Source organism: Tardiphaga sp. (assembly GCF_028290785.1).
GTDB lineage: Bacteria > Pseudomonadota > Alphaproteobacteria > Rhizobiales > Xanthobacteraceae > Tardiphaga.
This window is the reverse complement of sequence record NZ_JAQGJD010000209.1, coordinates 29,152-52,136: the sequence shown is the minus strand read 5'-3', so window position 1 is coordinate 52,136 and position 22,985 is coordinate 29,152. Positions and strand designations below refer to the sequence as shown.

25 protein-coding genes and 1 tRNA gene are annotated in these 22,985 nt (G+C 64.7%); 9 read left to right on the top strand and 17 right to left on the bottom strand.

Annotated features, from left to right (window positions below; all coding sequences use genetic code 11):
* Positions 1-48: 48 nt before the first annotated feature.
* From JWR89_RS12470 to JWR89_RS12460, 3 genes are all read right to left on the bottom strand, one after another.
* On the bottom strand, positions 49-993 hold the full coding sequence (locus tag JWR89_RS12470) for an ABC transporter substrate-binding protein (protein WP_299716392.1): 945 nt from the start codon (positions 991-993) through the stop codon (positions 49-51).
* A 105-nt stretch (positions 994-1,098) separates the two neighbouring features.
* Positions 1,099-1,851, bottom strand: coding sequence for a histidine utilization repressor (gene hutC / locus JWR89_RS12465; protein ID WP_299716389.1), 753 nt, complete (start codon positions 1,849-1,851; stop codon positions 1,099-1,101).
* Positions 1,851-3,239 (bottom strand): formimidoylglutamate deiminase, encoded by a 1,389-nt coding sequence (locus JWR89_RS12460; protein ID WP_299716386.1) that lies wholly within the window; start codon positions 3,237-3,239, stop codon positions 1,851-1,853. The genes hutC and JWR89_RS12460 overlap by 1 nt, the downstream gene beginning before the upstream one ends.
* An 86-nt stretch (positions 3,240-3,325) precedes the next feature.
* On the opposite strand from JWR89_RS12460, the gene hutI reads away from it, so the two are divergent.
* The 6 genes from hutI to JWR89_RS12430 all read left to right on the top strand — a co-directional run bounded on the left by hutI (position 3,326) and on the right by JWR89_RS12430 (position 8,671).
* On the top strand, positions 3,326-4,555 hold the full coding sequence (gene hutI / locus JWR89_RS12455; protein ID WP_299716383.1) for an imidazolonepropionase: 1,230 nt from the start codon (positions 3,326-3,328) through the stop codon (positions 4,553-4,555).
* 11 nt (positions 4,556-4,566) lie between these two features.
* On the top strand, positions 4,567-6,231 hold the full coding sequence (gene hutU / locus JWR89_RS12450) for a urocanate hydratase (protein WP_299716380.1): 1,665 nt from the start codon (positions 4,567-4,569) through the stop codon (positions 6,229-6,231).
* A 7-nt stretch (positions 6,232-6,238) separates the two neighbouring features.
* Positions 6,239-6,826, top strand: coding sequence for a HutD family protein (locus tag JWR89_RS12445; protein ID WP_299716377.1), 588 nt, complete (start codon positions 6,239-6,241; stop codon positions 6,824-6,826).
* Between the two features lie 178 nt (positions 6,827-7,004).
* Positions 7,005-7,739 carry a LuxR family transcriptional regulator gene (locus JWR89_RS12440; protein ID WP_299716373.1) on the top strand — a complete coding sequence of 245 codons (735 nt, stop codon included), beginning with the start codon at positions 7,005-7,007 and terminating at the stop codon, positions 7,737-7,739.
* Between the two features lie 82 nt (positions 7,740-7,821).
* A complete protein-coding gene (locus JWR89_RS12435) occupies positions 7,822-8,436 on the top strand; it encodes an acyl-homoserine-lactone synthase (protein ID WP_299716370.1) in 615 nt (204 codons plus the stop codon).
* 1 nt (position 8,437) lies between these two features.
* A complete protein-coding gene (locus tag JWR89_RS12430; protein WP_299716367.1) occupies positions 8,438-8,671 on the top strand; it encodes a hypothetical protein in 234 nt (77 codons plus the stop codon).
* Positions 8,672-8,729: 58 nt separating this feature from the next.
* Here the strand turns inward: JWR89_RS12430 and JWR89_RS12425 are convergent, their stop codons facing one another.
* The 4 genes from JWR89_RS12425 to JWR89_RS12410 all read right to left on the bottom strand — a co-directional run bounded on the left by JWR89_RS12425 (position 8,730) and on the right by JWR89_RS12410 (position 11,264).
* Positions 8,730-9,914: a S8 family serine peptidase gene (locus JWR89_RS12425; RefSeq protein ID WP_299716364.1), complete on the bottom strand. Its 1,185-nt coding sequence runs from the start codon at positions 9,912-9,914 to the stop codon at positions 8,730-8,732.
* A gap of 316 nt (positions 9,915-10,230) precedes the next feature.
* Positions 10,231-10,306, bottom strand: a tRNA-Phe gene (locus JWR89_RS12420).
* Positions 10,307-10,456: 150 nt separating this feature from the next.
* Positions 10,457-10,651, bottom strand: a complete 195-nt coding sequence (gene yacG / locus JWR89_RS12415) for a DNA gyrase inhibitor YacG (protein ID WP_299716361.1) — start codon at positions 10,649-10,651, stop codon at positions 10,457-10,459.
* Positions 10,641-11,264, bottom strand: a complete 624-nt coding sequence (locus JWR89_RS12410; protein WP_299716359.1) for a Maf-like protein — start codon at positions 11,262-11,264, stop codon at positions 10,641-10,643. The genes yacG and JWR89_RS12410 overlap by 11 nt, the downstream gene beginning before the upstream one ends.
* 930 nt (positions 11,265-12,194) lie before the next feature.
* Between JWR89_RS12410 and JWR89_RS12405 the strand changes: the two genes are divergently transcribed.
* Both JWR89_RS12405 and JWR89_RS12400 read left to right on the top strand, forming a co-directional pair.
* Positions 12,195-12,353 carry a hypothetical protein gene (locus JWR89_RS12405; RefSeq protein ID WP_299716356.1) on the top strand — a complete coding sequence of 53 codons (159 nt, stop codon included), beginning with the start codon at positions 12,195-12,197 and terminating at the stop codon, positions 12,351-12,353.
* Positions 12,350-12,835: a lysozyme inhibitor LprI family protein gene (locus tag JWR89_RS12400; protein ID WP_299716353.1), complete on the top strand. Its 486-nt coding sequence runs from the start codon at positions 12,350-12,352 to the stop codon at positions 12,833-12,835. Before JWR89_RS12405 ends, JWR89_RS12400 begins: the two co-directional genes overlap by 4 nt.
* A 307-nt stretch (positions 12,836-13,142) precedes the next feature.
* On the opposite strand, the gene JWR89_RS12395 is transcribed toward JWR89_RS12400, so the two are convergent.
* The 10 genes from JWR89_RS12395 to JWR89_RS12350 all read right to left on the bottom strand — a co-directional run bounded on the left by JWR89_RS12395 (position 13,143) and on the right by JWR89_RS12350 (position 22,173).
* Positions 13,143-13,610 (bottom strand): low molecular weight phosphatase family protein, encoded by a 468-nt coding sequence (locus JWR89_RS12395; RefSeq protein ID WP_299716350.1) that lies wholly within the window; start codon positions 13,608-13,610, stop codon positions 13,143-13,145.
* A gap of 123 nt (positions 13,611-13,733) precedes the next feature.
* Complete coding sequence (locus JWR89_RS12390; protein ID WP_299716347.1) at positions 13,734-14,228, bottom strand: UPF0262 family protein; 495 nt, start codon at positions 14,226-14,228, stop codon at positions 13,734-13,736.
* Positions 14,225-15,520, bottom strand: coding sequence for a histidinol dehydrogenase (gene hisD, locus JWR89_RS12385; protein WP_299716344.1), 1,296 nt, complete (start codon positions 15,518-15,520; stop codon positions 14,225-14,227). The genes JWR89_RS12390 and hisD overlap by 4 nt, the downstream gene beginning before the upstream one ends.
* A 203-nt stretch (positions 15,521-15,723) precedes the next feature.
* Entirely contained in the window at positions 15,724-16,170 is a 447-nt protein-coding gene (locus tag JWR89_RS12380; RefSeq protein ID WP_299716341.1) for a DUF2948 family protein, read from the bottom strand.
* Between the two features lie 33 nt (positions 16,171-16,203).
* Complete coding sequence (murA, locus tag JWR89_RS12375) at positions 16,204-17,493, bottom strand: UDP-N-acetylglucosamine 1-carboxyvinyltransferase (protein WP_299716338.1); 1,290 nt, start codon at positions 17,491-17,493, stop codon at positions 16,204-16,206.
* A 134-nt stretch (positions 17,494-17,627) separates the two neighbouring features.
* Positions 17,628-18,509, bottom strand: coding sequence for an alpha/beta fold hydrolase (locus JWR89_RS12370; RefSeq protein ID WP_299716336.1), 882 nt, complete (start codon positions 18,507-18,509; stop codon positions 17,628-17,630).
* A 49-nt stretch (positions 18,510-18,558) separates the two neighbouring features.
* Positions 18,559-19,794, bottom strand: a complete 1,236-nt coding sequence (locus tag JWR89_RS12365; RefSeq protein WP_299716334.1) for an MFS transporter — start codon at positions 19,792-19,794, stop codon at positions 18,559-18,561.
* Between the two features lie 53 nt (positions 19,795-19,847).
* A complete protein-coding gene (locus JWR89_RS12360) occupies positions 19,848-20,468 on the bottom strand; it encodes a TetR/AcrR family transcriptional regulator (RefSeq protein ID WP_299716430.1) in 621 nt (206 codons plus the stop codon).
* Positions 20,469-20,554: 86 nt separating this feature from the next.
* Complete coding sequence (locus JWR89_RS12355) at positions 20,555-21,214, bottom strand: epimerase (protein WP_299716332.1); 660 nt, start codon at positions 21,212-21,214, stop codon at positions 20,555-20,557.
* A gap of 8 nt (positions 21,215-21,222) precedes the next feature.
* Complete coding sequence (locus JWR89_RS12350; protein WP_299716330.1) at positions 21,223-22,173, bottom strand: SDR family oxidoreductase; 951 nt, start codon at positions 22,171-22,173, stop codon at positions 21,223-21,225.
* 100 nt (positions 22,174-22,273) lie between these two features.
* On the opposite strand from JWR89_RS12350, the gene JWR89_RS12345 reads away from it, so the two are divergent.
* Positions 22,274-22,936 carry a TetR/AcrR family transcriptional regulator gene (locus tag JWR89_RS12345; protein ID WP_299716427.1) on the top strand — a complete coding sequence of 221 codons (663 nt, stop codon included), beginning with the start codon at positions 22,274-22,276 and terminating at the stop codon, positions 22,934-22,936.
* Positions 22,937-22,985 lie beyond the last annotated feature (49 nt).

Here is a 22,985-nt window from a genome sequence, read left to right as displayed (position 1 = left end):
TTTCCGCGTCGCTTCGCTCGTCGCAATGACGGAAGCGACAGTGAGGCGTTACTGAATGAAGCGGGTATCGACGATCTTGGTCAGATCGGGGATTTCCTTGATGATGCCGATTTCCAGCAGCAGCGCGGCGGCTTCCTTGGAGAACGCCTGGAAGTCGCCGGCGAAGAACTTCTTGTTCTCTTCCTGACCCTGCCAACGCAGATAGGCGGCGGACTTGCCGAACGCTTCGCCGGTCTGCTTCACGTCGGCGCCCATGATCTCGTAAGACTTGGCCTGGTCGGCCTTGATCATATCGACGGCTTCGAAGTAGCTCTTGGTCAGCGCCTTCACCGCGGCTTCATTGTCCGCGATGAACTTCGGCGTGCAGCCGAAGGTATCCATGATCATCGGATAGTCCAGCGTGGTCGCGATGATTTTGCCGGCTTCCGGCTTCTCGCGCACCGCGGAGAGATAGGGCTCATAGGTCATCGCGGCATCGTTCTGCCCGGCGATGAAGGCCTGCGCGGCGGGGCCGGGATCCATGTTGACCACGGTGACGTCCTTCACCGACATGCCGTTCTTCTTCAGAAACCAGGCGAGGGTGAAATACGGCGCGGTGCCGGGCGCCGAGGCGGCGACGGTCTTGCCCTTGAGATCCTTGATCGCCGCGGTGCCGGAACGAACCACCATGCCGTCGGCGCCGTAGGACTTGTCGAGCTGGAATAACTGCGTGGTGGCGACGCCATTGGCGTTCCAGACGATCCAGGTTTCCACCGTCGTGGCGGCGCACTGCACGTCGCCGGAAGCGATCGCGAGATGGCGGCTGGCCTGCGGGACTTTCTTGATGGTGACGTCGAGGCCGTTCTTCGCGAAGATGCCGGCTTCCTTGGCGAGGGTCAGTGGCGCGAAGCCGGTCCATCCGGAGATCGCGATGGTCACCTTGGTCTGCGCCGCAGCGGGCGTCGCGACCAGCGCCGCGAGCATCGCAACGGCGGGAATTCCGAGTAACTTCATGACGCGCTCTCCTCAGCAGAGTGTGAAATTATACTGCATGGCAGCATGGCGGATTGCCAGAGTCAATTCTGCGACTTGGTAGTCGCAGGTCGTATCGGGGCCTGCTCATCGCCATGATCGCGCCGCCGGCGTGAAACGTGCGGTGAGTTGATACAGCTCGCTCGGATAGCTGACGCGAACTGAAGTGATGATCTTGCGCTTGCGCCAGGTGCGCCGTTCGACCACCAGACACGCCGCCGGCGGCCTCAGCGCCAGGGCTTTCAGCACGGAATCGTCAGCGAGGCAGGCGGTGATCTGGTGTTCGGCCTCGTTCCATGGCACATGGCCGAGCAGCCATGTCCCGGGCGGCACCCGCTTGAAGTCGATGTCCGAAGCATCCGGCACGACGTCGAGATTGATCAACCGCTCTTCCAGTGCGAACGGGAGCCCTTTCGCGATATGCCGGCAACGCAGCGCCAGCACGTTGCACCCCGCCTTGAGACCGAGGCGATCCAGATCGTCCTTGGTTGCCGCGCGGCGCTTGCGCGCCAGCAATTCGTAAGCGTAGCTCTCGCCGCGCTTGGCGATCTCGGCCTGGATGTCGGGAATGTGCAGCACCGCCGATTGCACCAGCGGCCGCGCGACAAAACTGCCGACGCGGCGCTTGCGCTCGATGACACCGGCATCGGCGAGGCCCGACAGCACCTTGTTTACGGTCATGCGCGAACAATTGTAGGTATCGACCAGTTCGTGCTCGAACGGAATGCGATGACCGGGCGGCCAGCGGCCGGACATGATCTCCTCTTCGAGATCGGCGCGGATGCGCTGATAAAGCGCCTGCGGCGGTGCTGCGGCTTTGCTTGCACGCGCCGTCGCCATCACAGGCCGACCAGTCGCTGCATGGTGCGCTGATAGCGCGCCACGATGGACGGACGCTGCAGGTGGCGCCCCGCTTCGACGACCTGCCTGCCGCCGACCCAGACGCCCGATATCGCCGACTTTCCAACGACGAAGGTGTAGGCATCGAGCCAGCGATCACCGCTGACGGCCGCCAGATCGGGGTGCGCGGCGTCGAGCACCACGATATCGGCGCGCTGGCCCACGGCCAATAACCCCACCGCACGGCCCATGGCTTGCGCGCCGCCGGCCAGCGCGTGCTCGTAGAGCGCGCGACCGGTGGACTCGCCCTCGCGGCGTGCCACCGCGTTGCGGATGCGATAATGCAGGCGCTGGCTGTATTCGAGCTGCTTCAATTCGCCCGGCGCCGTGATTTCGATATTGGAATCCGTGCCGATGCCGAAGCTTCCGCCGGCTTGAAGAAATTGCGGGCCTTCGAAAATGCCGTCACCGAGGCTGGCTTCGGTGAGCGGGCACAGCCCGATGACAGCGCCCGACGCCGCCGTCCCGGCGGCTTCCTGCGGCGTCATATGGGTGGCGTGGATCAGCACCCAGCGGCGGTCCACTGGCATGTGATCGAGCAGCCAAGCCACCGGCGCCTGGCCGGACCACGCGACGCAGTCGCTGACTTCCTTGACCTGCTCGGCGACGTGAATGTGCACCGGCCCCTGCGGGAACGCAGCCAGCACCTCATTCAAGGTCTCCGGCGTAATCGCGCGCAGCGAATGCGGCGCAATGCCGACGGCGGCATCCTCCAGAGACTTGATGGCCTCGCGGGATTTCTCCAGCAGCGACAGAAATCGGGCCGGATCATTGGCGAAGCGGCGCTGGCCATGCAGCGTGGCCTCGCCGCCGAACGAGCTGAAATTGTAGAACGACGGCAGCAACGTCAGTCCGATACCGGTTTCGCCGGCCGCCGCGGCGATGCGCCCGGCCATCTCGCCGAGATTGGCATAGGGCCGGCCGTTCTCGTCGTGATGCAGATAGTGAAATTCCGCCACGGATGTAAAGCCGGACTCGAGCATTTCCGCATAGGCAAGCGCCGCGATGGCTTCGACGTCGTCGGGCGTCAACGCATCGAGAAAGCGGTACATTAGCTGCCGCCAGGTCCAGAAAGTGTCTTCGGTGGCACCGCGGATTTCGGTGAGGCCGGCCATGCCGCGCTGGAATGCGTGGCTGTGCAGATTGGGCATTCCGGGCAGCGCCACGCCGCTGATGATTTCAGCGCCAGCGCTGCTCGCATTGTCGGCAATCGCCGTAATGACGCCGTTGTCGATAGACAGAACGACGTCGCGCGCCCAGCCGCCGCGCAGCAGCGCATGGGGGAAGAACAGCCGTTTTGCAGAAGATTCCGCGCCCATGGCACTCATTCGATGCGATCAAAAGACGCTCGACAATAAGATACGCCGCTGGTTATGTATAGACATACGACGTCCCGAAAAAACGGCAGGCCACGATGCCCTTCGATACCATCTGGACCCATGCGCACCTCACCACCATGGCGCCGGATCGACCCGGCCTTGGTATCGTCGAGGACGGCTGCGTCGCGGCCAGGGATGGCCGCATCGTGTTCGCCGGCGCCGCGGCGGATCTTCCAGGCGATGCCCGTGCAACCGAGACTATCAACTGCGGCGGTCGATGGATCACGCCGGGCCTGGTGGATTGCCACACGCATCTGATCTTCGGCGGCCACCGCGCCAACGAATTCGCGATGCGGCTGGATGGTGCGACCTACGAGGAAATATCGCATGCCGGTGGCGGCATTGCCTCCAGCATGAGGGCGACACGCGCGGCGAGCGAAGCGGAGCTCGTGGCCAGCGGGTTGAAGCGGCTCGATCACCTGATCTCCGAAGGCGTCACCACCATCGAGATCAAGTCCGGCTATGGCCTCGATCAGGACACCGAGATCCGCTGCCTGCGCGCCGCGCGGCAACTCGGCCGCGAGCGCGCGGTATCCGTGGTCACGTCGTTTCTCGGTGCGCATGCGATGCCGCCGGAGGCGGATGGCGACAAGGATGCCTATATCGACCGCGTCTGCAACGAGATGCTGCCGGCCATCGCGAAGCTGAACCTCGCCGATGCCGTCGATGCGTTCTGCGAAGGCATCGCGTTTTCACCGGCGCAAACCGCTCGCGTTTTTGCGGCAGCCAAGGCGCATGGCCTGCCGGTCAAGCTGCATGCCGACCAGCTTTCCAACCTGCACGGCGCGCGGCTCGCCGCCGAGCATGGCGCGCTGTCGGCGGATCATCTCGAACACACCGACGAGGACGGCGTCATCGCGCTGACCCGGGCCAGCACCGTCGCCGTCGTGCTGCCTGGCGCCTTCTATGCGCTGCGCGAAACCCAGGCGCCGCCGATCGCGCTGTTCCGCAAGCACGGCACCCATCTGGCGCTGGCCACCGATTCCAATCCCGGCACCTCGCCGCTGACCTCGCTGCTGCTCGCCATGAACATGGGCGCGACCCTGTTTCGTCTCACCGTCGATGAATGCCTGCTCGGCGTGACGCGCGAAGCCGCCCGCGCCCTTGGCAAGCTCCATGAGATCGGCACGCTCGAAGCCGGCAAATTCTGCGATCTCGCGATCTGGGACATCGAGCAGCCCGCCGAACTGGCCTACCGGATCGGCTTCAACCCGCTTCACGCGCGCGTCTGGCACGGCCGGTCGCCAACGCATTTTTCGAACTAGGGATTTCCATCATGGATCGCAGCAAGAACGCCCGGATCGTGCGCAGCCCGCGCGGTATGGAAATCTCCGCCAAGAGCTGGCTCACCGAAGCGCCGCTGCGCATGCTGATGAACAACCTCGATCCCGAGGTGGCGGAGAACCCCAACGAGCTGGTTGTGTATGGCGGCATCGGCCGCGCCGCGCGCAGCTGGGAAAGTTTCGACCAGATCGTGGCGTCGTTGCAGAAGCTCGAAAGCGACGAGACGTTGCTGGTGCAGTCGGGCAAGCCGGTCGGCGTGTTTCGTACCCATGCGGATGCGCCGCGCGTGCTGATCGCCAATTCCAATCTGGTGCCGCGCTGGGCGACCTGGGTGCACTTCAACGAGCTCGATCGCAAGGGGCTGATGATGTACGGCCAGATGACCGCGGGCTCGTGGATCTACATCGGCTCGCAAGGCATCGTACAGGGCACTTACGAGACCTTCGTCGAAATCGGCCGCCAGCACTACAATGGTGACCTCGCCGGGCGCTGGATCCTCACCGCGGGCCTCGGCGGCATGGGCGGCGCGCAGCCGCTGGCGGCGACCATGGCGGGTGCGTCGTGCCTCGCGGTGGAGTGCCAGCCGAGCCGGATCGAGATGCGCCTGAAGAGCGGCTATCTCGATGTGCAGGCGAAAGACCTCGACGAGGCGCTGGACATCATCGAACGCGCCAAGGCCGACAGGAAGCCGATCTCGGTCGGCGTGCTCGGCAACGCCGCCGACATCTTCCCTGAACTGGTACGCCGCGGCGTGCGGCCGGACGTCGTCACCGACCAGACATCAGCGCACGACCCGATCAACGGCTACCTGCCGAAGGGCTGGAGCCTGAGCAAGTGGGAAGACAAGCGCACGACCGATCCGAAGTCGGTCGAACAGGCGTCGCGCAAATCGATGGGCGAGCATGTCCGCGCCATGCTGGATTTCCAGAAGATGGGCGTGCCGACCGTCGATTACGGCAACAACATCCGGCAGATGGCCAAGGAAGAAGGCGTCGAGAACGCGTTCGATTTCCCGGGCTTCGTGCCGGCCTATATCCGCCCGCTGTTCTGCCGCGGCATCGGCCCGTTCCGCTGGGTGGCGCTGTCGGGCGACCCCGAGGACATCTACAAGACCGACGCCAAGGTGAAGGAGATCCTGTCCGACAACAAGGCGCTGGTGAACTGGCTCGATATGGCGCGCGAGCGCATCCAGTTCCAGGGCCTGCCGGCGCGGATCTGCTGGGTCGGCCTCGGCGACAGGCACCGGCTCGGGCTCGCCTTCAACGAGATGGTGGCGTCAGGCGAATTGAAGGGGCCGATCGTGATCGGCCGCGACCATCTGGATTCCGGCTCGGTCGCCAGCCCCAACCGCGAGACCGAGGCGATGCGCGACGGCTCCGATGCCGTCTCCGACTGGCCGCTGCTCAACGCGCTGCTGAACTGCGCCTCCGGCGCCACCTGGGTATCGCTGCACCACGGCGGCGGCGTCGGCATGGGCTTTTCCCAACACGCCGGCATGGTGATCGTCGCCGACGGCACGCCGGAAGCGGCGAAGCGCATCGAACGCGTGCTGTGGAACGACCCGGCCTCCGGCGTGATGCGCCATGCCGACGCCGGATATGAATCGGCGATCGCTTGTGCTGGGGAGCATGGACTCAACCTGCCCAGCCTGGGCTAGTCGCACCATGCAGGTCCTGCGCGTAGCCGACTACCGAATCATGCCGTGGAAGAACGGCTTGGGATCGACCACGGAAATCGCGGTGTCGCCCGGCGCGGAAGGCCTCGATGGCTTCGACTGGCGCATCAGCATGGCGCGCGTCGCCGCCGATGGACCATTCTCGCGCTTTCCCGGCATCGACCGGACTCTGCTGGTGCTGGACGGTGACGGCATCGAGCTTGCGGTGCAGGGCTCTACCGTCGCCCGGCTGGACCGCCGTTCTGCACCGCATGGCTTTGCCGGCGATGTGCCCACCGCCGCGACCCTGCTCGGCGGCCCTATCGTCGACCTCAACGTCATGACCCGTCGTACGGCATTTCGGCACAGCGTCAGCCGTTTCGATCTTGCCGGGGCTCGAACGCTGCCGGCGCCTTTGGGGCCGACCGTGGTTTTTGTCGAGGAAGGCGTCGTATCCGTACAGGTGGCCGCCACCCTTGAAGTCCTGGCGTATCGCGATACTTTGTTGCTGGACGCTCAATCGCCTGCCATTCGCGTCGAATCTACGACGTCGGCCAGACTCGTCCTCGTCGAGCTTCGGGCATTGCCACTGACCTGACCTTATCCCCGGGCGAGAAGCTGCCTTCGACCACCACGCGGCACTCTGCTCGCATCACACAAATCGACGTCCGCCATCCAGCTGCATGGCTGGAAACGGTTGTCCAGATTATACCAGCGACTATGGTGGCCAGGACCGAAGAGCCGGGCCAGCACTATTCCCGCAAAGGACTGCGTCGATGGCATCATTCAAAGGAATGCATTTTCGATCGGCTCTCGATGCTATCGAAGCAATCCGCGATGCCCAATCGACCCCGGGCGTTTGTGCGGTTATTTCCGCTCTGGTCGGCAGCTTCGGCTACGACCACATCTGCTTCCTGGCCTCGGCCGGCGCGAAACAGTCGTTCGACGACAAGGTGTTGCTAAAGGCCTGGCCAAAGTCCTGGGCCGAGCAATATGCGGAGTCGAATTTCTATGCCTTCGATCCGGTCGCACCGCGGATTCGGCAGAGTCCGGAATCCTTTGCATGGTCCGACATCCAGCCCAGTGCGACCGAGCCGATCGCCAATGAGATCATGCGGATCGCCGCCACCGACTATGGACTCAAACACGGCCTCTGCACGCCCGTTCACGGGCTCAACGGCTATCAGGCCGGCGTGTCGCTGGCCGGGCGCGACGTCGATGATACCAGCGAGGCGCGCGCGGCCATCGAACTGGTGACGATGTATGCGGTGAACCGCCTGGTCGTGATCCGGTCGCGGCAGCCGGCCCGGCGCCCGATCCTGACGCAACGCGAGCGCGAGGTGATGAGCTGGGTCGCGGCCGGCAAGACGGCTTGGGACACCAGCGCCATTCTCAAGATCTCGGAAGACACCGTGAACAAGACGGTCTCGATGGCCATGCACAAACTGAACGTCCACACCCGCGCCCAGGCGGTCGCCGAGGCCATCCGCAACGGCGAGATCGCTCTTTGAGTTTGTCAATACCCTGCCCACGGAATGGTTGACCGCCCGGCGGACATGAATGCTCCCACCATTGCAGGTGAGGAGTGTTTTCATGATCAGGGTCGTTCACAACGGCAACAGCCGCCAGTTTGCCGATCTCATGGAGCGGCAATTCCGGTTACGGCATGAGGTGTTTGTCCAGGAACGCGGCTGGACCGACCTGGAGGTGGACGGCATCTACGAAAAAGACCAGTACGACAACGCTTCAGCCACCTATCTGATTGCTGCAAACGATCACCATGTCGTGGCCGGCGGTTTCCGGCTGTGCCCGACGGTGTTGCCGCATATGCTGACCGAGCAATTCCCGACGCTGGTCGATGGCGCAATCCCGCAGCGCAGCGACGTACTCGAACTGACGCGCTTTGCGATGCGCAAATCTGAACGCCGCAGCCGACACTATTTCGAGCTGTTGGTCGCCATTCAGGAATACGGCCTGGAGGAGGGCCTTTCCGGCTATACGTCGGTGATCAGCCCGCTGCGACTGCCGATCCTGCAGGGGTTCGGCTTCGAGATCGAGCCGCTCGGGCTGTCGCAGATGATCGCGGGTGAAGCAGTCATCGCCGTGTTTTTCAGCGTCAGCGAGAATTGCCTGTCGCGCGTCCGCAAGTCCGTCAACATCGAAAGTTCGGTGCTCGACGAGACGGTCGCTCAACGCCGGAGCGCGTGAGATGTCGTTGATACATCTTCGGGTCATCGAAGGCAGGGCGACCGAGGACAGCCTGGTGACCACTATCCTCCATGCGATCAAGGTGGCGGAGGCGTGCCGGTCCGACACCACCGTCGAACTCCTGAAAATGGCGTTGCTGAACGAAGGCATCCGGCTGGCGGCCTATCTCTCCAACGACCCCGTCGATGCTCGCGGCAGCGGATCGCAGGCTGCCAAGCGGGGCGCCGCTGAGTAGAACCTGACGGCCGGATTGAATGGGGACGGTGTCCTGTTGCGAAAGGCCGGAGTGCCGATCAAGCCGGAGCCTGAACCAGACCGGCCCCTCGATCCCCTGCCGCCACAGCCGGCGAAAATCCCGTCGCCTTGCATCCCGCGATCAATTTGGCTTTCACGATTTCTATACTGGCGCGTGGGTTGTCCTGAACCACCCGTTCGGACCACAGGATCGCCGCGCCCGACACGTGCGGAGCGGCCATGCTTGTGCCGTCCATGGCGGCAAGGCCACCACCGCATTTCGCAGAGACGATCCCGACGCCTGGGGCGCAAAGCATTGGATTGGTATTCGAGAACGATGCGATGTTGTAGCCGCCCGCACCCTTGCCCACGGCGCCCACCGATATCATGCCCACCGCCGCAGCGGGGAGGCTGACATCGATGATGTACGGGCTGGCGGCCGTCCTGGCGCTTTCATTTCCGGCGGCGGCGACGACGATCGCCCCTCCGCGCACCATCACGCCCTGGGCGCCGAGCGACTGGACCGTGGTATCGAACAGACGAACGGAATCGCGATACGCCGACAGCGCCCGCGACAATACTTCGGCGGGCGGCTTGCCGGATTCCTCCAGCCATTTGACGAGGTTGCCGAATTCGATGCCAAGCGACATCGAGATCACGCGGGCGCCCTGATCGCTCGCCCACTGCATCGCCCTGGCGACATCGGCGGTGCCGCCGCTGCCGCGGTCGTCGAGAATTTTTCCGATCAGCGCGTTGCGCACCCCGCGCGCAATGCCGATCCGCACACCGTCCACGTCGCGACCGAAGATCGTCCCGGCGCAGTGCGTGCCGTGGCCGAACACGTCGTCCTCGTTGGGAGACTTTGAAAAATTCTTCCGCGTCAGGTTGACGCCGTTGAAGGCCGGATGGGTCGGATCGATGCCGGTGTCGAGCACGGCCACGGTGGTCGCGGCTCCGGCGTCGGGTCCGGCATGGGGAGCGACTTCCTGCACGCCCCACGAGATGCCCGCGGCGCGGGCCGATTGCTCCGCTTGGGCATCTTCACCGGCGCCGACCGCCATGGGCCGGATCAGCGAAATCGGGATCGAGAGCGCGGAGGCAAGAACGTCATCGTCGCGCTGCAGATCTGCAGCCTCATTTTCGTTGAGGGAGGCAACCGTGAGGTTGGGCTGGGGCGGCGCCTCATGCTGGTGATCCCGGATCGGCCCCCCATCCCGCATCGCCAGGCTATCGAGGCCCCGCATCTGCCAATCCAGATTGCCCCTGGCCCTCGCCGAGCCTCCCCGGCGCAGGATGATATATTCGTCCTGACCCATGTCCGCTCCTGACATCGGAACAAATCGACTCTGGATTTAAATCTTAGTCCAACCAGATGGAGAGGCCTGCCGCCTCGATCCGTTCCCAAAATCATTCTCGCGCTACGAAATATCGAGCAATCTAGGGTTGCTTTCCAGCACTATTTTGCCAGAACTGGGTGTGCGGGCCACCGCGCTGTGGCTGTGACGACAACCGACGGCGTTCAAACCTGGTGGGAATGCGACGACAGCGCTGAATGCTGAATGGTGCCCGGGGGCGGGTTCGAACCACCGACACTGCGATTTTCAGTCGCATGCTCTACCAACTGAGCTACCCGGGCGCCTTCCGGATCAAGTCCGGGAGCGCCGGTTTATAGGCAGGCTGACGGGCCCTGTCCACCCGCTCGATGACGATTGCAGCGATTGCGGATTCCGTCGTCAAAACAAGGGTAAATTGCCGGTTCTGCGAAGGCCGGCGCGGCCGCGCCGGCCTATTCGGCGTCGTCGTCGTCTTCCGGTTTGCCGGGAATCGCATAGGAATTCGACAACCAGCGGTTCAGGTCGACGTCGCGGCAGCGTTCCGAGCAGAACGGCCGGGCGTCCACGACCGACGGCTTGCCGCAGATCGGGCACGGCCTAGTGGGTTTTTCCGCGGCCCGGGCGGGTTCCGGGGGCTTAACTGGCATTCAGCCACCCGAATCGAATCGGGAAGCCCTCGCCTCCCAGCAGCGACACGGTCTCGTACAGCGGCAGGCCGACGATATTGGTGTAGGAGCCGACCATCTTGACCACGAACGAGCCAGCGATGCCCTGCACGGCGTAGCCGCCGGCTTTGCCGCGCCATTCGCCGGAGCCGATGTAGGTCTGGATGTCTTCCTCGCTGAGCCGCTTGAAGCGCACCTTGGTTTCGATCAGGCGCTGCCGGAAGCTTTCCTTGGGGGTCACGATGCACACCGCGGTGTAGACGCGGTGATTGCGCCCGGACAGCAGCCGCAGGCACTGCGAGGCCTCATCGACCAGTTCCGCCTTGGGCAGGATACGGCGGCCGACCGCAACCACGGTGTCGGCGGCCAGGATGAACGAGCCACGCAATTCGTCGTCGAGTTGCACCGATTTCAGCGCGGCCTCGGCCTTGGCGCGCGCCAGCCGATTGGCGCAGGCGCGCGGCAGCTCGCCACGCTTCGGGGTCTCGTCGACATCGGCGGGACGCAGCGCATCGGGCTCGATGCCGGCCTGGTTGAGCAGGCTGAGGCGGCGGGGCGAGCCGGAAGCGAGAACGAATTTGGGACGGCCGAGCATGCGGGTTTTGATCAATCCGAGGGCGGGAATGCGCGCGGAACGTATCGGAAGGGCCATGCCGCGGCAACCGGCCCCGGGGCCGTCATTCCGGGGCGCGAACGCCGCCAGGCGGTCGCGAACCCGGAATCCCGACATGGGAGTCTCGCAGCGCTGAACATCTCGGGATTCCGGGTTCGCATGCGGCTGGCGCCGCCTGCGCCCCGGAATGACAGCTTGGGTCACAGCCAGACTCCCGCGATCTCGCGGCGCCGGAGCGCCCGAGTTTTGCCTATTTCCTGGCACCCTCTCCGGAAAGAGGGCGCGCGGAACGCCGGACGCCCGATGCGTCCGCAGCCTCGTGTGCGAAAGTGTAAAAAGCACACGAGCGAGTCACCACGAAAGCACCGGTTCGTCCGGCGTTCCGCACGCGATGGGCTGTCGGCTTGCTTCGTGCTCTCCCCGGCGGTGACGTATCACCTGATGCCGTCGTCTCCTTGGGGCCCCGGGGCGTCCGGATTTGGACAGCGCTGGGGGGCCGGCCGGATTGCGGTCGCGACCACACGACTTGGGCCGCCGCGCAAGGCGATACGAATGGGGCGCATCTCCGCCCCGGTCCGTACCGCACAGCGTCGTCGTCCGCCGCAGCGCCTGGCCTCACCCTCCTCCGGCCTCCGGACACGCCCTTTGTACAAGGCGCGCATCCCTCCGCCGGGCTCGCGCCCTGGCCACGCTCCGCGGCGCGACGCTGCCGCGTCCACCGCATCCCGCCCCGCGGATCGTGACGATCGCGAAACGCCCCTCTCGTGGGGCGGGACGGGTGTAGGTATATGGCCCTATGGGAATATAGTCAAGAGAGAGCGAATTGAATGCTCATAGCCCGCGCTCCTGAGCGAGGAACGTGACAGAGCGCGCAGCCTTGAACCAGTAGAGCCGCATCAGCGACCTATCCGCATGAAGAAAGCTATCTACAAGCTCTGGAATAGAGTTGCCGATTGGATCGATGCTTCCATCGAATTCTACGACTGGTGGATCGATAAGCCCGGAGGGAACAACAGATTTGCTAAGCCAGATGTCATTCTGCCATTACCCAAAAAGGCGGATCTCCAATGAAGCTCATACTTGCCGCCGCGATGCTCGCCGCAAACCTCCCGCTCGCATCGATGGCTTTTGCCCACGACACCGCGCCCGCCGACGTTACAGTAATCGATGCCTGCCTGAAGACCGCGGAGAAAACCGGCGGTTTCGGCGGCGCGTGCGTCGGGCTCGTCGCCGACCCCTGCATCAAAGCGGCAGAGGGCGTGAAAGACGACGTCGCCAAATGGAGAGCCTGCGCGGCGCGCGAACTCGCCATTTGGACCCAAAAAACCAATGAGGCGCTAAAGAAGGTCCAGGCCGGCGGGTTCGCCGACGTGATCAAGGCGGTCAAGGACTCGCAGATAACTTTCGCCGCGTCGCGTGATCGCTTTTGCGCAGTCTTCGACAAAGTCGAGCCCGGCATGTACCGGGGCGACGCGAGCTACTGCCGCCTGCGCGAGACCGCGAACCGCTCGCTGAGCCTGATCAAGCTCGGTGCTGCGGTCAACGAGCACTGAGACCTCTTATCCCACCCTGCTCGATGATGGGCAACACCCGCGGAGCAAATCGACTGAGCGCGTAGGGTGGGTTAGGCGCTCTTGCGCCGTAACCCACCACCCAGCGATGCGGAGAGGCGGTGGGCTACGCGCTTCGCGCTAACCCACCCTACGATCTCGGTGTCGGTTTCCCGGACGCGCTGCGGCGCTCTTGTGCCGCTGCGCAGATCCGGGATCCCGGTGGTTAACCAGCAACCGGGACACCGGCTCTGCGGAGCACCACGCCGCGAAGGCGCGGCGCGGTGCTCTGCGTCCGGGGAACGCAATCTCACCCGCTTGCCGCGCCACCCTTCGAAAACCGCTTCCTGATCCGCAGCAGCAGGCCGTCCAGCACTTCGCGATACGCGGCGAGTTTCTGCTCGCGGTTGCCTTCGACGCCGGAGGGGTCCTGGGTCGGCCAGTATTCCACCTCGGCCGCGTCGGTGCGGGTCAGGTCCAGCGCCTTGTGGTGCGCCTCCGGCGACAGCGTGATGATCAGATCGAAGTTGAGGCCTTCCCAGTCGTCGAGTTCCTCGAAGGTGGTCGGCTTGTGTTTGGAGACGTCCTGGCCGAGTTCGGCCATCACCGCGGTGACGAACGGATCGACCTCGCCCTTCTTCACGCCGGCGGATTTCACATACAGCGCGTGGGGAAACATCTGCTGCAAAAGGCTGGCGGCCATCACCGAGCGGATGCTGTTCTGGCCGCAGGCGAACAGCACGGCCTGCGGCGTGCGTGCGCGCGGAGGCTCGGCCATCGCCTAGCCGTTCCCGCTGGCGGCAAAGCAACCCCGACCGCGCGTGCGGCCTTCTGGATTGCCGCGTCGCTTCGCTCCTCGCAATGACGAGCTTGTGGTGACGGTCAACGCTCTCATGCGTCGTCAACCCTTCCAGTGAAGGACGGAGATCAGCGTGAACAGCCGCCGCGCGGTCTCGAAGTCGATCCGGACCTTGCCTTTGAGCCGCTCCATCAGCGTGTGCGAGCCCTCGTCATGGATGCCGCGGCGACCCATGTCGATGGCCTCGATCTTGTCCGGGGTCGCGGTGCGAATCGCCTGGTAGTAGCTGTCGCAGATCATGAAGTAGTCCTTCACGATGCGGCGGAACGGCGTCAGCGACAGCAGGTGCACGACCACGGGCGTGGCGTCCTCACGACGAATGTCGAACATCAGCCGGTTGCCGGTGATGCCGATATGCAGCGTAAAGGGACCTGCCTCGGCGCCATCCGGCGCGAACAGGTTCTTCTCGACGAGGTCGTAGATCGCGATCGCGCGCTCGTGCTCGATATCCGGCCCGGAACGGCCAATCGATTCCTCATCGAGCGTCACCGCCACGATGCGGTTGTCGGTGTCATCCCCTGGTGGTGCTGTCTTCATCGCAGGTTAAGGCGCAATCCAACGGAACGGGCGTGGGCATCGAGGCCTTCGGCCTTGCCCAGCGTCATCGCAGCCGATCCCAGCGCCCGTAGCTGGTCCGGCCCGCATTTCAGGATCGACGTTCGCTTCATGAAGTCAAGCACCCCGAGCCCGGAGGAGAAACGGGCGGACCGCGCCGTCGGCAAGACGTGGTTGGAACCGCCGACATAGTCGCCGATCGCCTCCGGCGTATGCGGACCCAGGAAAATCGCGCCGGCATTGCGAATCCGCAGCGACAGCGCATCCGGGTCGGCGGTCATGATTTCCAGATGCTCGGCGGCAATCGCATTGGCCAGCGTCACGGCCTCGTCCAGCGTCTGCACCAGGATGATGGCGCCGTAGTCGATCCAGGATTTGCGCGCGATGTCCGCGCGCGGCAGCGTGGTGAGCTGGGCTTCCACGGCACGCTCCACATCGTCGGCGAGCGCCGCATTGTCGGTGATCAGGATCGACTGCGCATTGGCGTCGTGCTCGGCCTGCGCAAGCAGGTCGGCGGCGATCCAGTCGGCATTGCCGGTGTGGTCGGCGATAACAAGCACTTCGGAGGGGCCGGCAATCATGTCGATGCCTACCTTGCCGAACACCTGGCGCTTGGCGGCGGCCACATAGGCGTTGCCCGGGCCGACGATTTTCGCCACCGGCGCGATGGTTTCGGTGCCGTAGGCCAAAGCGGCCACCGCCTGCGCGCCGCCGACGCGGTAAATCTCGGTGACGCCGCCGAGATGCGCGGCGGCGAGCACCAGCGGATTGAGCCGGCCGTCCGGCGACGGCACCACCATCACCACGCGGTCCACCCCGGCGACCTTGGCCGGCACCGCGTTCATCAGCACCGACGACGGATAGGCCGCGGTGCCGCCGGGGACATAAAGGCCGACGGCTTCGATCGCGCTCCAGCGCCAGCCCAGCTCGACGCCAAGCGCGTCGGTGAAGCGATCGTCCTTCGGCAACTGCCTGACATGAAACAGCTCGATGCGGTCGCGGGCGAATTTCAGCGCGTCGAGAGTTTCTTGGTCACAGGCCGCAACGGCGGCATCGATCTCGGCCGCGGTGATGCGCAGGCCGGCAGCATCCAGCTTCAAACGGTCGAACTTTTCGGTGGCCTCGAGCAGCGCCGCGTCGCCACGCAGCGCGACGTCGTCGACGATGGCCCGGGTGGCGGTCTCGATATCGGCCGCGACCTCGCGCTTGGCATTGAGGAAAGCGTTAAACGCCGACGGGAAATCGGCGCTGTGGGTGGTCAGGCGAATTGGCATAAAAGTGTCCCGGCGGGGCCCTGCCGGCCAGAGCCCCCTGCTCAATGGCGCGGCAGTTGGGGGCCGTCAACCCCGGGCCATACGCGCGGCCAGATTCGTAGGGTGGGCAAAGCTGGCGCGCGCTCCGCGCGCCTCGGCGTGCCCACCACGGGGCGTGGATGGTGGGCACGGCGCAAGAGCGCCTTTGCCCACCCTACGAAGACTTACGCCTCCAGCCCCGACGCCTCGTCCACGCCGCTGGCGCCGAGATCCTCCGGCCCGAGGTCGGCCAGTTCGACTTCGAGGCATTCGACGTCGAGCCGCAACGCGCCGCCGTTGGCGAATATCAGCACCGCGCTGCCGCCGGGCGCCTCGCTCGGGTGGAACTCGATGCCGAGTAGCTCAAGGGCCACCGCAGGGCCCTCCAGGTCGATGTCGCGCGATTTGCAGGCCAGCACCCGGTCGAACCGTAGCGCCGCCAGCAGGCGCTGCGGGGTGACCCCGCCGGCAATGGCCTGGCCCCAGTCGAGCCGGTTCATGCCGACCACCAGCCGCTTCTCGCTCTGCCGCCAGATGATGTCGCTGACGTGGACGACAGCGTCCTGGACATGGGCCGAGATTACCGCAAGATCGTCGGCGTCCAGAGCAATCAGCTTGCGTTGACCGGGCATGACAGCCTCAGATTTTCGAGAATGACGGGGAGCCTATCCGCTGATGCGCTCGATCGTGGCACCGCAGCCGGACAGTTTTTCCTCGAGCCGCTCGAAGCCGCGGTCGAGGTGATAGATGCGATTGACCATGGTCTCGCCTTCGGCGGCGAGGCCGGCGATCACCAGCGATACCGAGGCGCGCAGGTCGGTGGCCATCACCGGCGCGCCGCGCAGCTTGGCGATGCCGTCGATGGTGGCGGTTTCGCCGTCGAGGTGGATCTGGGCGCCGAACCGAGCCAGTTCCTGCACATGCATGAAGCGGTTCTCGAAGATCGTCTCGGTGATCTGCGAAGTGCCCTTGGCGCACGCCATCAGCGCCATCAACTGCGCCTGCAAATCCGTCGGAAAGCCCGGGAATGGCGCGGTCGAGACGGTGACCGGCTTGATGCCGGCACCGTTTCTGACGACGCGGATGCCATCATTGTTGACGGTGATGGTGGCGCCGGCCTGAGTCAGCACGTCCAGCGCGGACTGCAGCAGCTCGGGGCGCGCTCCCGACAGCTGCACGTCGCCGCCGGTCATCGCCACCGCCATGGCATAGGTGCCAGTCTCGATGCGATCCGGCAGCACCGGGTGGCGAGCGCCATGCAGCTTCGCCACGCCTTCGATCACAATGCGCGGCGTGCCGGCGCCGCTGACGCGGGCGCCCATCTTGTTCAGGCAATCCGCGACATCGACGATCTCGGGCTCGCACGCGGCGTTATTGATGGTGGTGGTGCCCTTGGCCAAAGTCGCGGCCATCAGCGCCACATGGGTGCCGGATACGGTTACCTTGGGGAAATCGATGGTGGCGCCCTTCAGGCCGCCGGGCGCCTTGGCGATCACGTAGCCGCCGTCGATGGTCAGCTCGGCGCCGAGCTTCTCCAACGCCATGATCAGCAAATCCACCGGACGGGTGCCGATGGCGCAACCGCCGGGCAGCGACACCTTGGCTTCATGCATGCGCGCCAGCAGCGGCGCGATCACCCAGAACGAGGCGCGCATCTTCGAGACCAGCTCGTAAGGTGCGGTGGTGTCGATGATATTGGCCGCCGAAATGTGCAGGGTCTGGCCCTGATATTCGTGATCGCCCGGGCGCTTGCCGACCGACATGATGTCAACGCCGTGGTTGCCTAGGATGCGCTGTAGCTGCGCCACGTCGGCCAGCCGCGGCACGTTGTCGAGGATCAGCGTCTCGTCGGTCAAAAGACCGGCGATCATCAGCGGCAAAGCGGCGTTTTTCGCGCCAGAGATCGGAATGGTGCCATTGAGTTGGCTGCCGCCGACGATGCGAATGCGATCCATACCGATTCCCGTTGATTGTGTGCCCGAACTATAGGGCGGATGGCCTCTTTAAAGCAAAAGGTTCGAAATTTGCGGCTTTTCGATGGGAATAGCGCTTTGCCTAAAAACGCGCCATTTGGGACCCCGACGCAGTCTTAGGCAAGGCTGAAGGGCAGCAAGATGGCGAGCAGCTGTTTTGGCCGCTCCTCCGCTATGTAGTGCCCGCACTGCTCGATCACGGCCCCCTGAACGTTGGTCGCAGCGTGAGCGATCGACCTCGCCATCGCTCCGGCGAGCCCGAGCGACCCGCCGATCGCCAGCACCGGCATTGGTAACGGCGTCAAAGCGGTGGCCTGGTTCTGCGCGATCGAGACGAAGATCGACCGGTAATAGCCCATCCCGCCGCTCCAACGCCCCGGCGCGGAGTAGGCTTCCGCGTAAATGTCGAGCGTTGCGGGGTCGAAAGAAGTTTTCCAGTCGGCCGATTTGGCTTCGAACATCCATTCGAGGAATTCGCGTTCGCGGCCGGCGATCAGAAGCTCGGGAAGCCCCGCGATATAATTGAAGTAGAAGTGCCACACCCTCCCCGCGGTTTCAGGCGAGAAACGGAACAGTTCCGGCGGCACCAATCCGGGAATCGCCGCGTCCATCAGCGCCAGGCGTTTGACGCGCTCCGGACGTCGGGCCGCATAGGCGTAACCGACCCAGGCGCCGATATCATGCGTGACCAAGGTACAGTCGATGGCATCGAAGGCGTCGAGCACGGCATCGAGATGCAGCGAAATCGAACCGGTGTCGTACCCGGCCTCAGGAAAGTCGCTGTCGCCAAGCCCGGGAAGATCGACCGCCACCACGCGAAAGTGCTTCGCCAGTTCCGGCATGATCTTGCGCCAGGAATGCCAGGTCTGCGGCCAGCCGGACAGCAGAACCATCAACGGTCCGGAGCCGGCCTCGACGGCATGCAGCGAGATGCCAGATGCGGCGATCCGGCGGTGCTTGAAAGCGGCGGAGAGGGCTTCGTCTTGAATTGGCGTCATGCTTCATTTCCTTGAGGTGGAGAAGAGTATCTGGACGGCGCGGAGCGCATCAGCTCTGTCGGCGCGGCGGGGCCGAGACAGGCGGCGATCGCTCCATCAGCGCGAGCGTCAGAGCCACCATGGGCATCGTGAGCGCGGCGCCCATCGACAGGGACCATCCGCCATGCGCGTAGGTCCAGCCGCCCAGCGCCGATCCGAACGCGCCGGCAGTGAAGAACGTCGCCATGTAAAGGCCGTTGAGCCGTCCGCGAATTTCAGCGCCGAGCGAAAAAATCGCACGCTGACCCACCGCGAAATGCGCGATAACGCCGAAATCCAGCACGATGGCCGCGACGACGAGAGTGATGAGGCTGGCGGCTGAGCCCGACGAGCCGAACCATCCGAGCAGCACCGAAACGGCCACCGCCAGCATCGCAAGCCGGGTCGCAATATCGCTCCAGCCGCGATCCGCCGCGCGACCGGCAAGCGGCGCGGCAATCGCGCCGCCGACGCCGGCCAGGGCGAACCAGGCAATGCCGTTCTGCGATAGCCCGAAGCGGTCCGCCAGCAGCAGTGGCACCGTCGTCCAGAACAGGCTGAACGCCGCAAACAGGCAGGAATGATACAGCGCGCGCCGCTGCAGCACCGGGGTGTCGCGCGCCAGCCGTCCCATCGAGTGCAACAGCGCGCCATAGCCCTGCCCCGCGGCCGGCCGGCGGCGTGGCAGCATCAGGCGCAACGCAATGCCGAGGCCGACCATCAATGCGGCCGAGATTTCGAATACGGCCTGCCACGACAGCGCATGGGTGATGAAGCTGGCCGCGGGACGGGCCAGCATGATGCCGACCATCAGGCCGCTCATGACGTTGCCGACGGCGCGCCCGCGCAACGCGTCGGGTGAGAGGTGGGCGGCATAGGGCACGAGTACCTGCACCGCCACGGAGCCGACGCCGATCAGCAGGGCAGAGGCCAGAAAGCTCGCCGCATTCGTCGACATCGCCGCAGCGATCAGCGCCAGCGCGGCCAGCGAGATCATGGACAGCACGAGGCGGCGATTCTCGAACAGGTCGCCAAGCGGCACCACCAGCAGCAGGCCGGCGCCGTAGCCGAGTTGCGTCATGGTCACGATCAACCCGGCGGCCTGCGGTGACAATCCGAGCGATTGGCTGATCGGCCCGGCCAGCGGCTGGACGTAATAAACATTCGCGGCGATTACGCCGCTGGCGATCGCCAGCAGCACCGTTAGCCATGACGACATGCGGGCCGCCGCGGTCTCGGGATCTTCGGGCGATTCAAGTGCTCTCATTTGGAAACATTCACTTCCTATTTTGGCGGACCGGGGAGCAGCGACGCCGTTCCTTAGGTGAGAAGACGTAGCGCCTGGCCCGCGGCGGCTTTCATCTCGGCGCGGCTGCGTCTGGTCTTGCCGACCACGCGGAGACCCTGCAGCAGGCACAGCAAGGTCAGCGCGGTCGCATCTGCGTCCAACCCGGCAGAAATCGAGCCGTCCGCTTGGCCCAGACGAATGAGTTCAAGCAGCCTGGCCTCGTTGCGGTCCAGCGCCGCGGTGACCCGGCCGGCCATCTCGGCATCGAAGGTGGCGAGTTCGGTGGCGCTGCCGACCACAAGGCAGCCGCGCCGGCCTTCGACACCGCAGGACTGCTCGACATAGTCGTCCAGCAGCGCCTGCAGCTTGCCGAAGCCGCTACGTTGGTCGCCGAGCAGCGTGGCCAGTCGCGACTCGCGAAGCGCGATATAGCGGGCGAAGGCGTCGAGAAAAATCGCGCGCTTGTCGGCGAACGCCTTGTAGATACTGCCCGCCGTGAGCTTCATTGCCGAACCCAGCTCGCCAAGGGACGCGGCATGATAGCCGCGCTCCCGGAACACGATCAACGCCGCATCCAGCGCCGCATCCATATCGAATTCGCGCGGACGGCCGGGGCCGCGGGGCTTAATACTGGGTCGGGTTTGCGTCTTCATGGTCGATATATAGAATACGATCATTTCCTAATCAAGCCCGGGAGCCCCGGTACGGTGGAGTTCCGGCATTCGGCTGCCCGGGCTTGTTAGATCCGGTTGATATCCGCGGTTTCCAGCACCGGTTTCGGAAAGCCGTTGCGGGCGACCTTGATCATGGCGCGGCCGAGCTGTTCGGTGGTGGTGACATAGTTCGGCGCGATCCGGTGCAGCAGCGACCACAGCGGGCCGGTTGCGGTGTAGATCGCCTGGACCCACGCGGTCTTCGACCGCACGCCATGCAACGGCTGGATACCGCCGGGCCTGAACATATACGCCGCCTTGAACGGAAGCTTGCGCAGGTCGTTTTCGGTCTTGCCCTTGATCCGCGCCCACATCACGCGACCCTGCTCGGTGGAGTCGGTGCCCTGCCCGGTGACATAAGTAAACGTCATGCCGGGATTGAGCCGCGCCAGCGTGGTCGCCGCAGCCATGGTGAGGTCGTAAGTGAGGTGACGGTACTTGTCTTCGGCCATGCCGATCGAACTGACGCCGAGGCAGAAAAAACAGCCATCGAAGCCGGTTAGCTGCGACTCGATTTCCGACCAATCGAAGAAGTCCGCATGAATGATCTCGCGCAGCTTCGCATGGTGCTGGCCGGTCGGGCTGCGCCCGATTGCGAGCACGGCCTCGACGCTCGGATCCAGCAGGCATTCACGCAACACGCCCTGCCCGACCATGCCGGTGGCGCCGAATAAAATGACCTTCATCTCAATCCTCAAGCGAATGCGCGTGTGGCGGTCGATACGCCCTGATCGAAAGATACGCCGGTGAGCGTCGCGGAGGCATCCCACAGCTTTGCGGCAACTCCGGCATCGTTTGCCTGCGGCATGATCTTGGCTTGCGCAGGTGGGCCCTTCATTTCGTAGAACCCGTTCGGCCCGTAATATGCCGCGGCTTCTGCATTGCGGGACGTAGCCGCGAACAAGGTCGGCAGCGCACCAGCGGCAGCGGAGTGGCTGAGCGGACGCATCAGCCAACTGAACACGCCCATCAAGCCGCCTCCGCCGGGTCCGTTCGAAATGAGGTCGGTGCGTGCGTAGCCGGGATGGGCGGCATTGCTCATCAGACCCCATCCCGCGGCACCGCTGCGGCGCTGTAGTTCAAGCGCGAACATCAGCATCGCCAGCTTCGACTGAGTGTAGGCCTTCCACGGCTTGTAGAATGTGGCGCCCTGCAGGTCGTCGAAATCGATCATCCCGGTGCGATGCGCGAGGCTGCTGAGGTTGACTACGCGTGGCGCTCTGCCGCGGCGAAGCATCGGCAGCAGATGCGCCGTCAGCGCGTAGTGGCCGAGATAATTGATGCCGAACTGCATCTCGAAACCATCGGCGGTGACCTGCCGCACGGGCAGCGACATCACGCCGGCATTGTTGATCAGCAGATCGAGCGAGCCATGGAGGGCGGCAAAGCGGGTGGCGAAGGCGGCCACCGACGCGAGGCTGGCGAGATCCAGATTCTCGTAGCTGATGAGGGCATCGGGGTGGCGCGCGCAGATGCCTTCCAGCGCGCGCGCTCCCTTGGCATCGTTACGGCCGGTCAAAACGACCTCAGCACCCGCGCCGGCGAGCGCCAGGGCCGTCTCAAAGCCGAGACCGCCGGAGGCGCCCGTCACCACCGCCAGCCGGCCGCTCAGCGGCGGCATGTCATCGATGGTCCAGTCCGTCATGTCGCTCTCCACATTCGCTACCGCCACACAGCGGCGAATGGGTAAATGTGCACTCGGTGCAAATTTGCAATAGGTGCAAGCAGGCATTATCTTGCTGCTCATGAGCGCAGCCAAGCCCCTGAAATCACCCGCTAAAGCGGAACCGACGAGCGCGCCGCCCGGGGCCGGTCTGCGCGAGCGCAAGCGCCAGCAGACGCGGGAGCGGCTGACCAGGGTCGCCATGGAGCTGTTTCTGGCGCGGGGCTTCGAGGCTACGACGCTCGACGATATCGCCGCGGCGGCCGACATCTCGCGCCGCAGCTTCTTCCACTATTTCGCGTCGAAGGAAGACCTTGTGCTGGCCTGGCAGGATGGCAGCACCGACGCGATGATCGCCGCGATTGCGGCGCGGCCCGCCGACGAACCGATGCTCACCGCCGCGGAGAATGCGATTCTGGCGATGGCCCGGCAATTCAAGCCCGATGAGGCCCTCGCAATGGCGCGGCTGAAGCGCGAGACGCCCGCGTTGCGGGCACGTGAGCCGGCCAAATACGAGAAGATGGAGCGAGCGATGGCGGCTGCGCTGGCCGCGCGCACCAGCGATCCCGCCGAGCAATTGCGAGCCCGGCTGGTGGCGATGATCACCACAGGCGCAATCCGGCTCGCCAGCGAGAAGTGGATGGCAGAAGGCGCCGAAGAGGGGCCCGAAGTGCTGGTCAGACGCACCTTCAACGATATCCGGGCGATTCTCGATGAACCGCCCGGACGCAACTTGAAGATTTAGAGCAGGCCAAAGTCCCGTTCACCTCAGTGTACCGTGTCCCGGACGCATG

Coding starts and splice junctions, on each gene's coding strand:
- JWR89_RS12470 (WP_299716392.1), bottom strand. CDS start 993: ATGAAGTTACTCGGAATTCCCGCCGTTGCGATGCTCGCGGCGCTGGTC.
- hutC (WP_299716389.1), bottom strand. CDS start 1,851: ATGGCGACGGCGCGTGCAAGCAAAGCCGCAGCACCGCCGCAGGCGCTT.
- JWR89_RS12460 (WP_299716386.1), bottom strand. CDS start 3,239: ATGAGTGCCATGGGCGCGGAATCTTCTGCAAAACGGCTGTTCTTCCCC.
- hutI (WP_299716383.1), top strand. CDS start 3,326: ATGCCCTTCGATACCATCTGGACCCATGCGCACCTCACCACCATGGCG.
- hutU (WP_299716380.1), top strand. CDS start 4,567: ATGGATCGCAGCAAGAACGCCCGGATCGTGCGCAGCCCGCGCGGTATG.
- JWR89_RS12445 (WP_299716377.1), top strand. CDS start 6,239: ATGCAGGTCCTGCGCGTAGCCGACTACCGAATCATGCCGTGGAAGAAC.
- JWR89_RS12440 (WP_299716373.1), top strand. CDS start 7,005: ATGGCATCATTCAAAGGAATGCATTTTCGATCGGCTCTCGATGCTATC.
- JWR89_RS12435 (WP_299716370.1), top strand. CDS start 7,822: ATGATCAGGGTCGTTCACAACGGCAACAGCCGCCAGTTTGCCGATCTC.
- JWR89_RS12430 (WP_299716367.1), top strand. CDS start 8,438: ATGTCGTTGATACATCTTCGGGTCATCGAAGGCAGGGCGACCGAGGAC.
- JWR89_RS12425 (WP_299716364.1), bottom strand. CDS start 9,914: ATGCGGGGCCTCGATAGCCTGGCGATGCGGGATGGGGGGCCGATCCGG.
- yacG (WP_299716361.1), bottom strand. CDS start 10,651: ATGCCAGTTAAGCCCCCGGAACCCGCCCGGGCCGCGGAAAAACCCACT.
- JWR89_RS12410 (WP_299716359.1), bottom strand. CDS start 11,264: ATGCTCGGCCGTCCCAAATTCGTTCTCGCTTCCGGCTCGCCCCGCCGC.
- JWR89_RS12405 (WP_299716356.1), top strand. CDS start 12,195: ATGAAGAAAGCTATCTACAAGCTCTGGAATAGAGTTGCCGATTGGATC.
- JWR89_RS12400 (WP_299716353.1), top strand. CDS start 12,350: ATGAAGCTCATACTTGCCGCCGCGATGCTCGCCGCAAACCTCCCGCTC.
- JWR89_RS12395 (WP_299716350.1), bottom strand. CDS start 13,610: ATGGCCGAGCCTCCGCGCGCACGCACGCCGCAGGCCGTGCTGTTCGCC.
- JWR89_RS12390 (WP_299716347.1), bottom strand. CDS start 14,228: ATGAAGACAGCACCACCAGGGGATGACACCGACAACCGCATCGTGGCG.
- hisD (WP_299716344.1), bottom strand. CDS start 15,520: ATGCCAATTCGCCTGACCACCCACAGCGCCGATTTCCCGTCGGCGTTT.
- JWR89_RS12380 (WP_299716341.1), bottom strand. CDS start 16,170: ATGCCCGGTCAACGCAAGCTGATTGCTCTGGACGCCGACGATCTTGCG.
- murA (WP_299716338.1), bottom strand. CDS start 17,493: ATGGATCGCATTCGCATCGTCGGCGGCAGCCAACTCAATGGCACCATT.
- JWR89_RS12370 (WP_299716336.1), bottom strand. CDS start 18,509: ATGACGCCAATTCAAGACGAAGCCCTCTCCGCCGCTTTCAAGCACCGC.
- JWR89_RS12365 (WP_299716334.1), bottom strand. CDS start 19,794: ATGAGAGCACTTGAATCGCCCGAAGATCCCGAGACCGCGGCGGCCCGC.
- JWR89_RS12360 (WP_299716430.1), bottom strand. CDS start 20,468: ATGAAGACGCAAACCCGACCCAGTATTAAGCCCCGCGGCCCCGGCCGT.
- JWR89_RS12355 (WP_299716332.1), bottom strand. CDS start 21,214: ATGAAGGTCATTTTATTCGGCGCCACCGGCATGGTCGGGCAGGGCGTG.
- JWR89_RS12350 (WP_299716330.1), bottom strand. CDS start 22,173: ATGACGGACTGGACCATCGATGACATGCCGCCGCTGAGCGGCCGGCTG.
- JWR89_RS12345 (WP_299716427.1), top strand. CDS start 22,274: ATGAGCGCAGCCAAGCCCCTGAAATCACCCGCTAAAGCGGAACCGACG.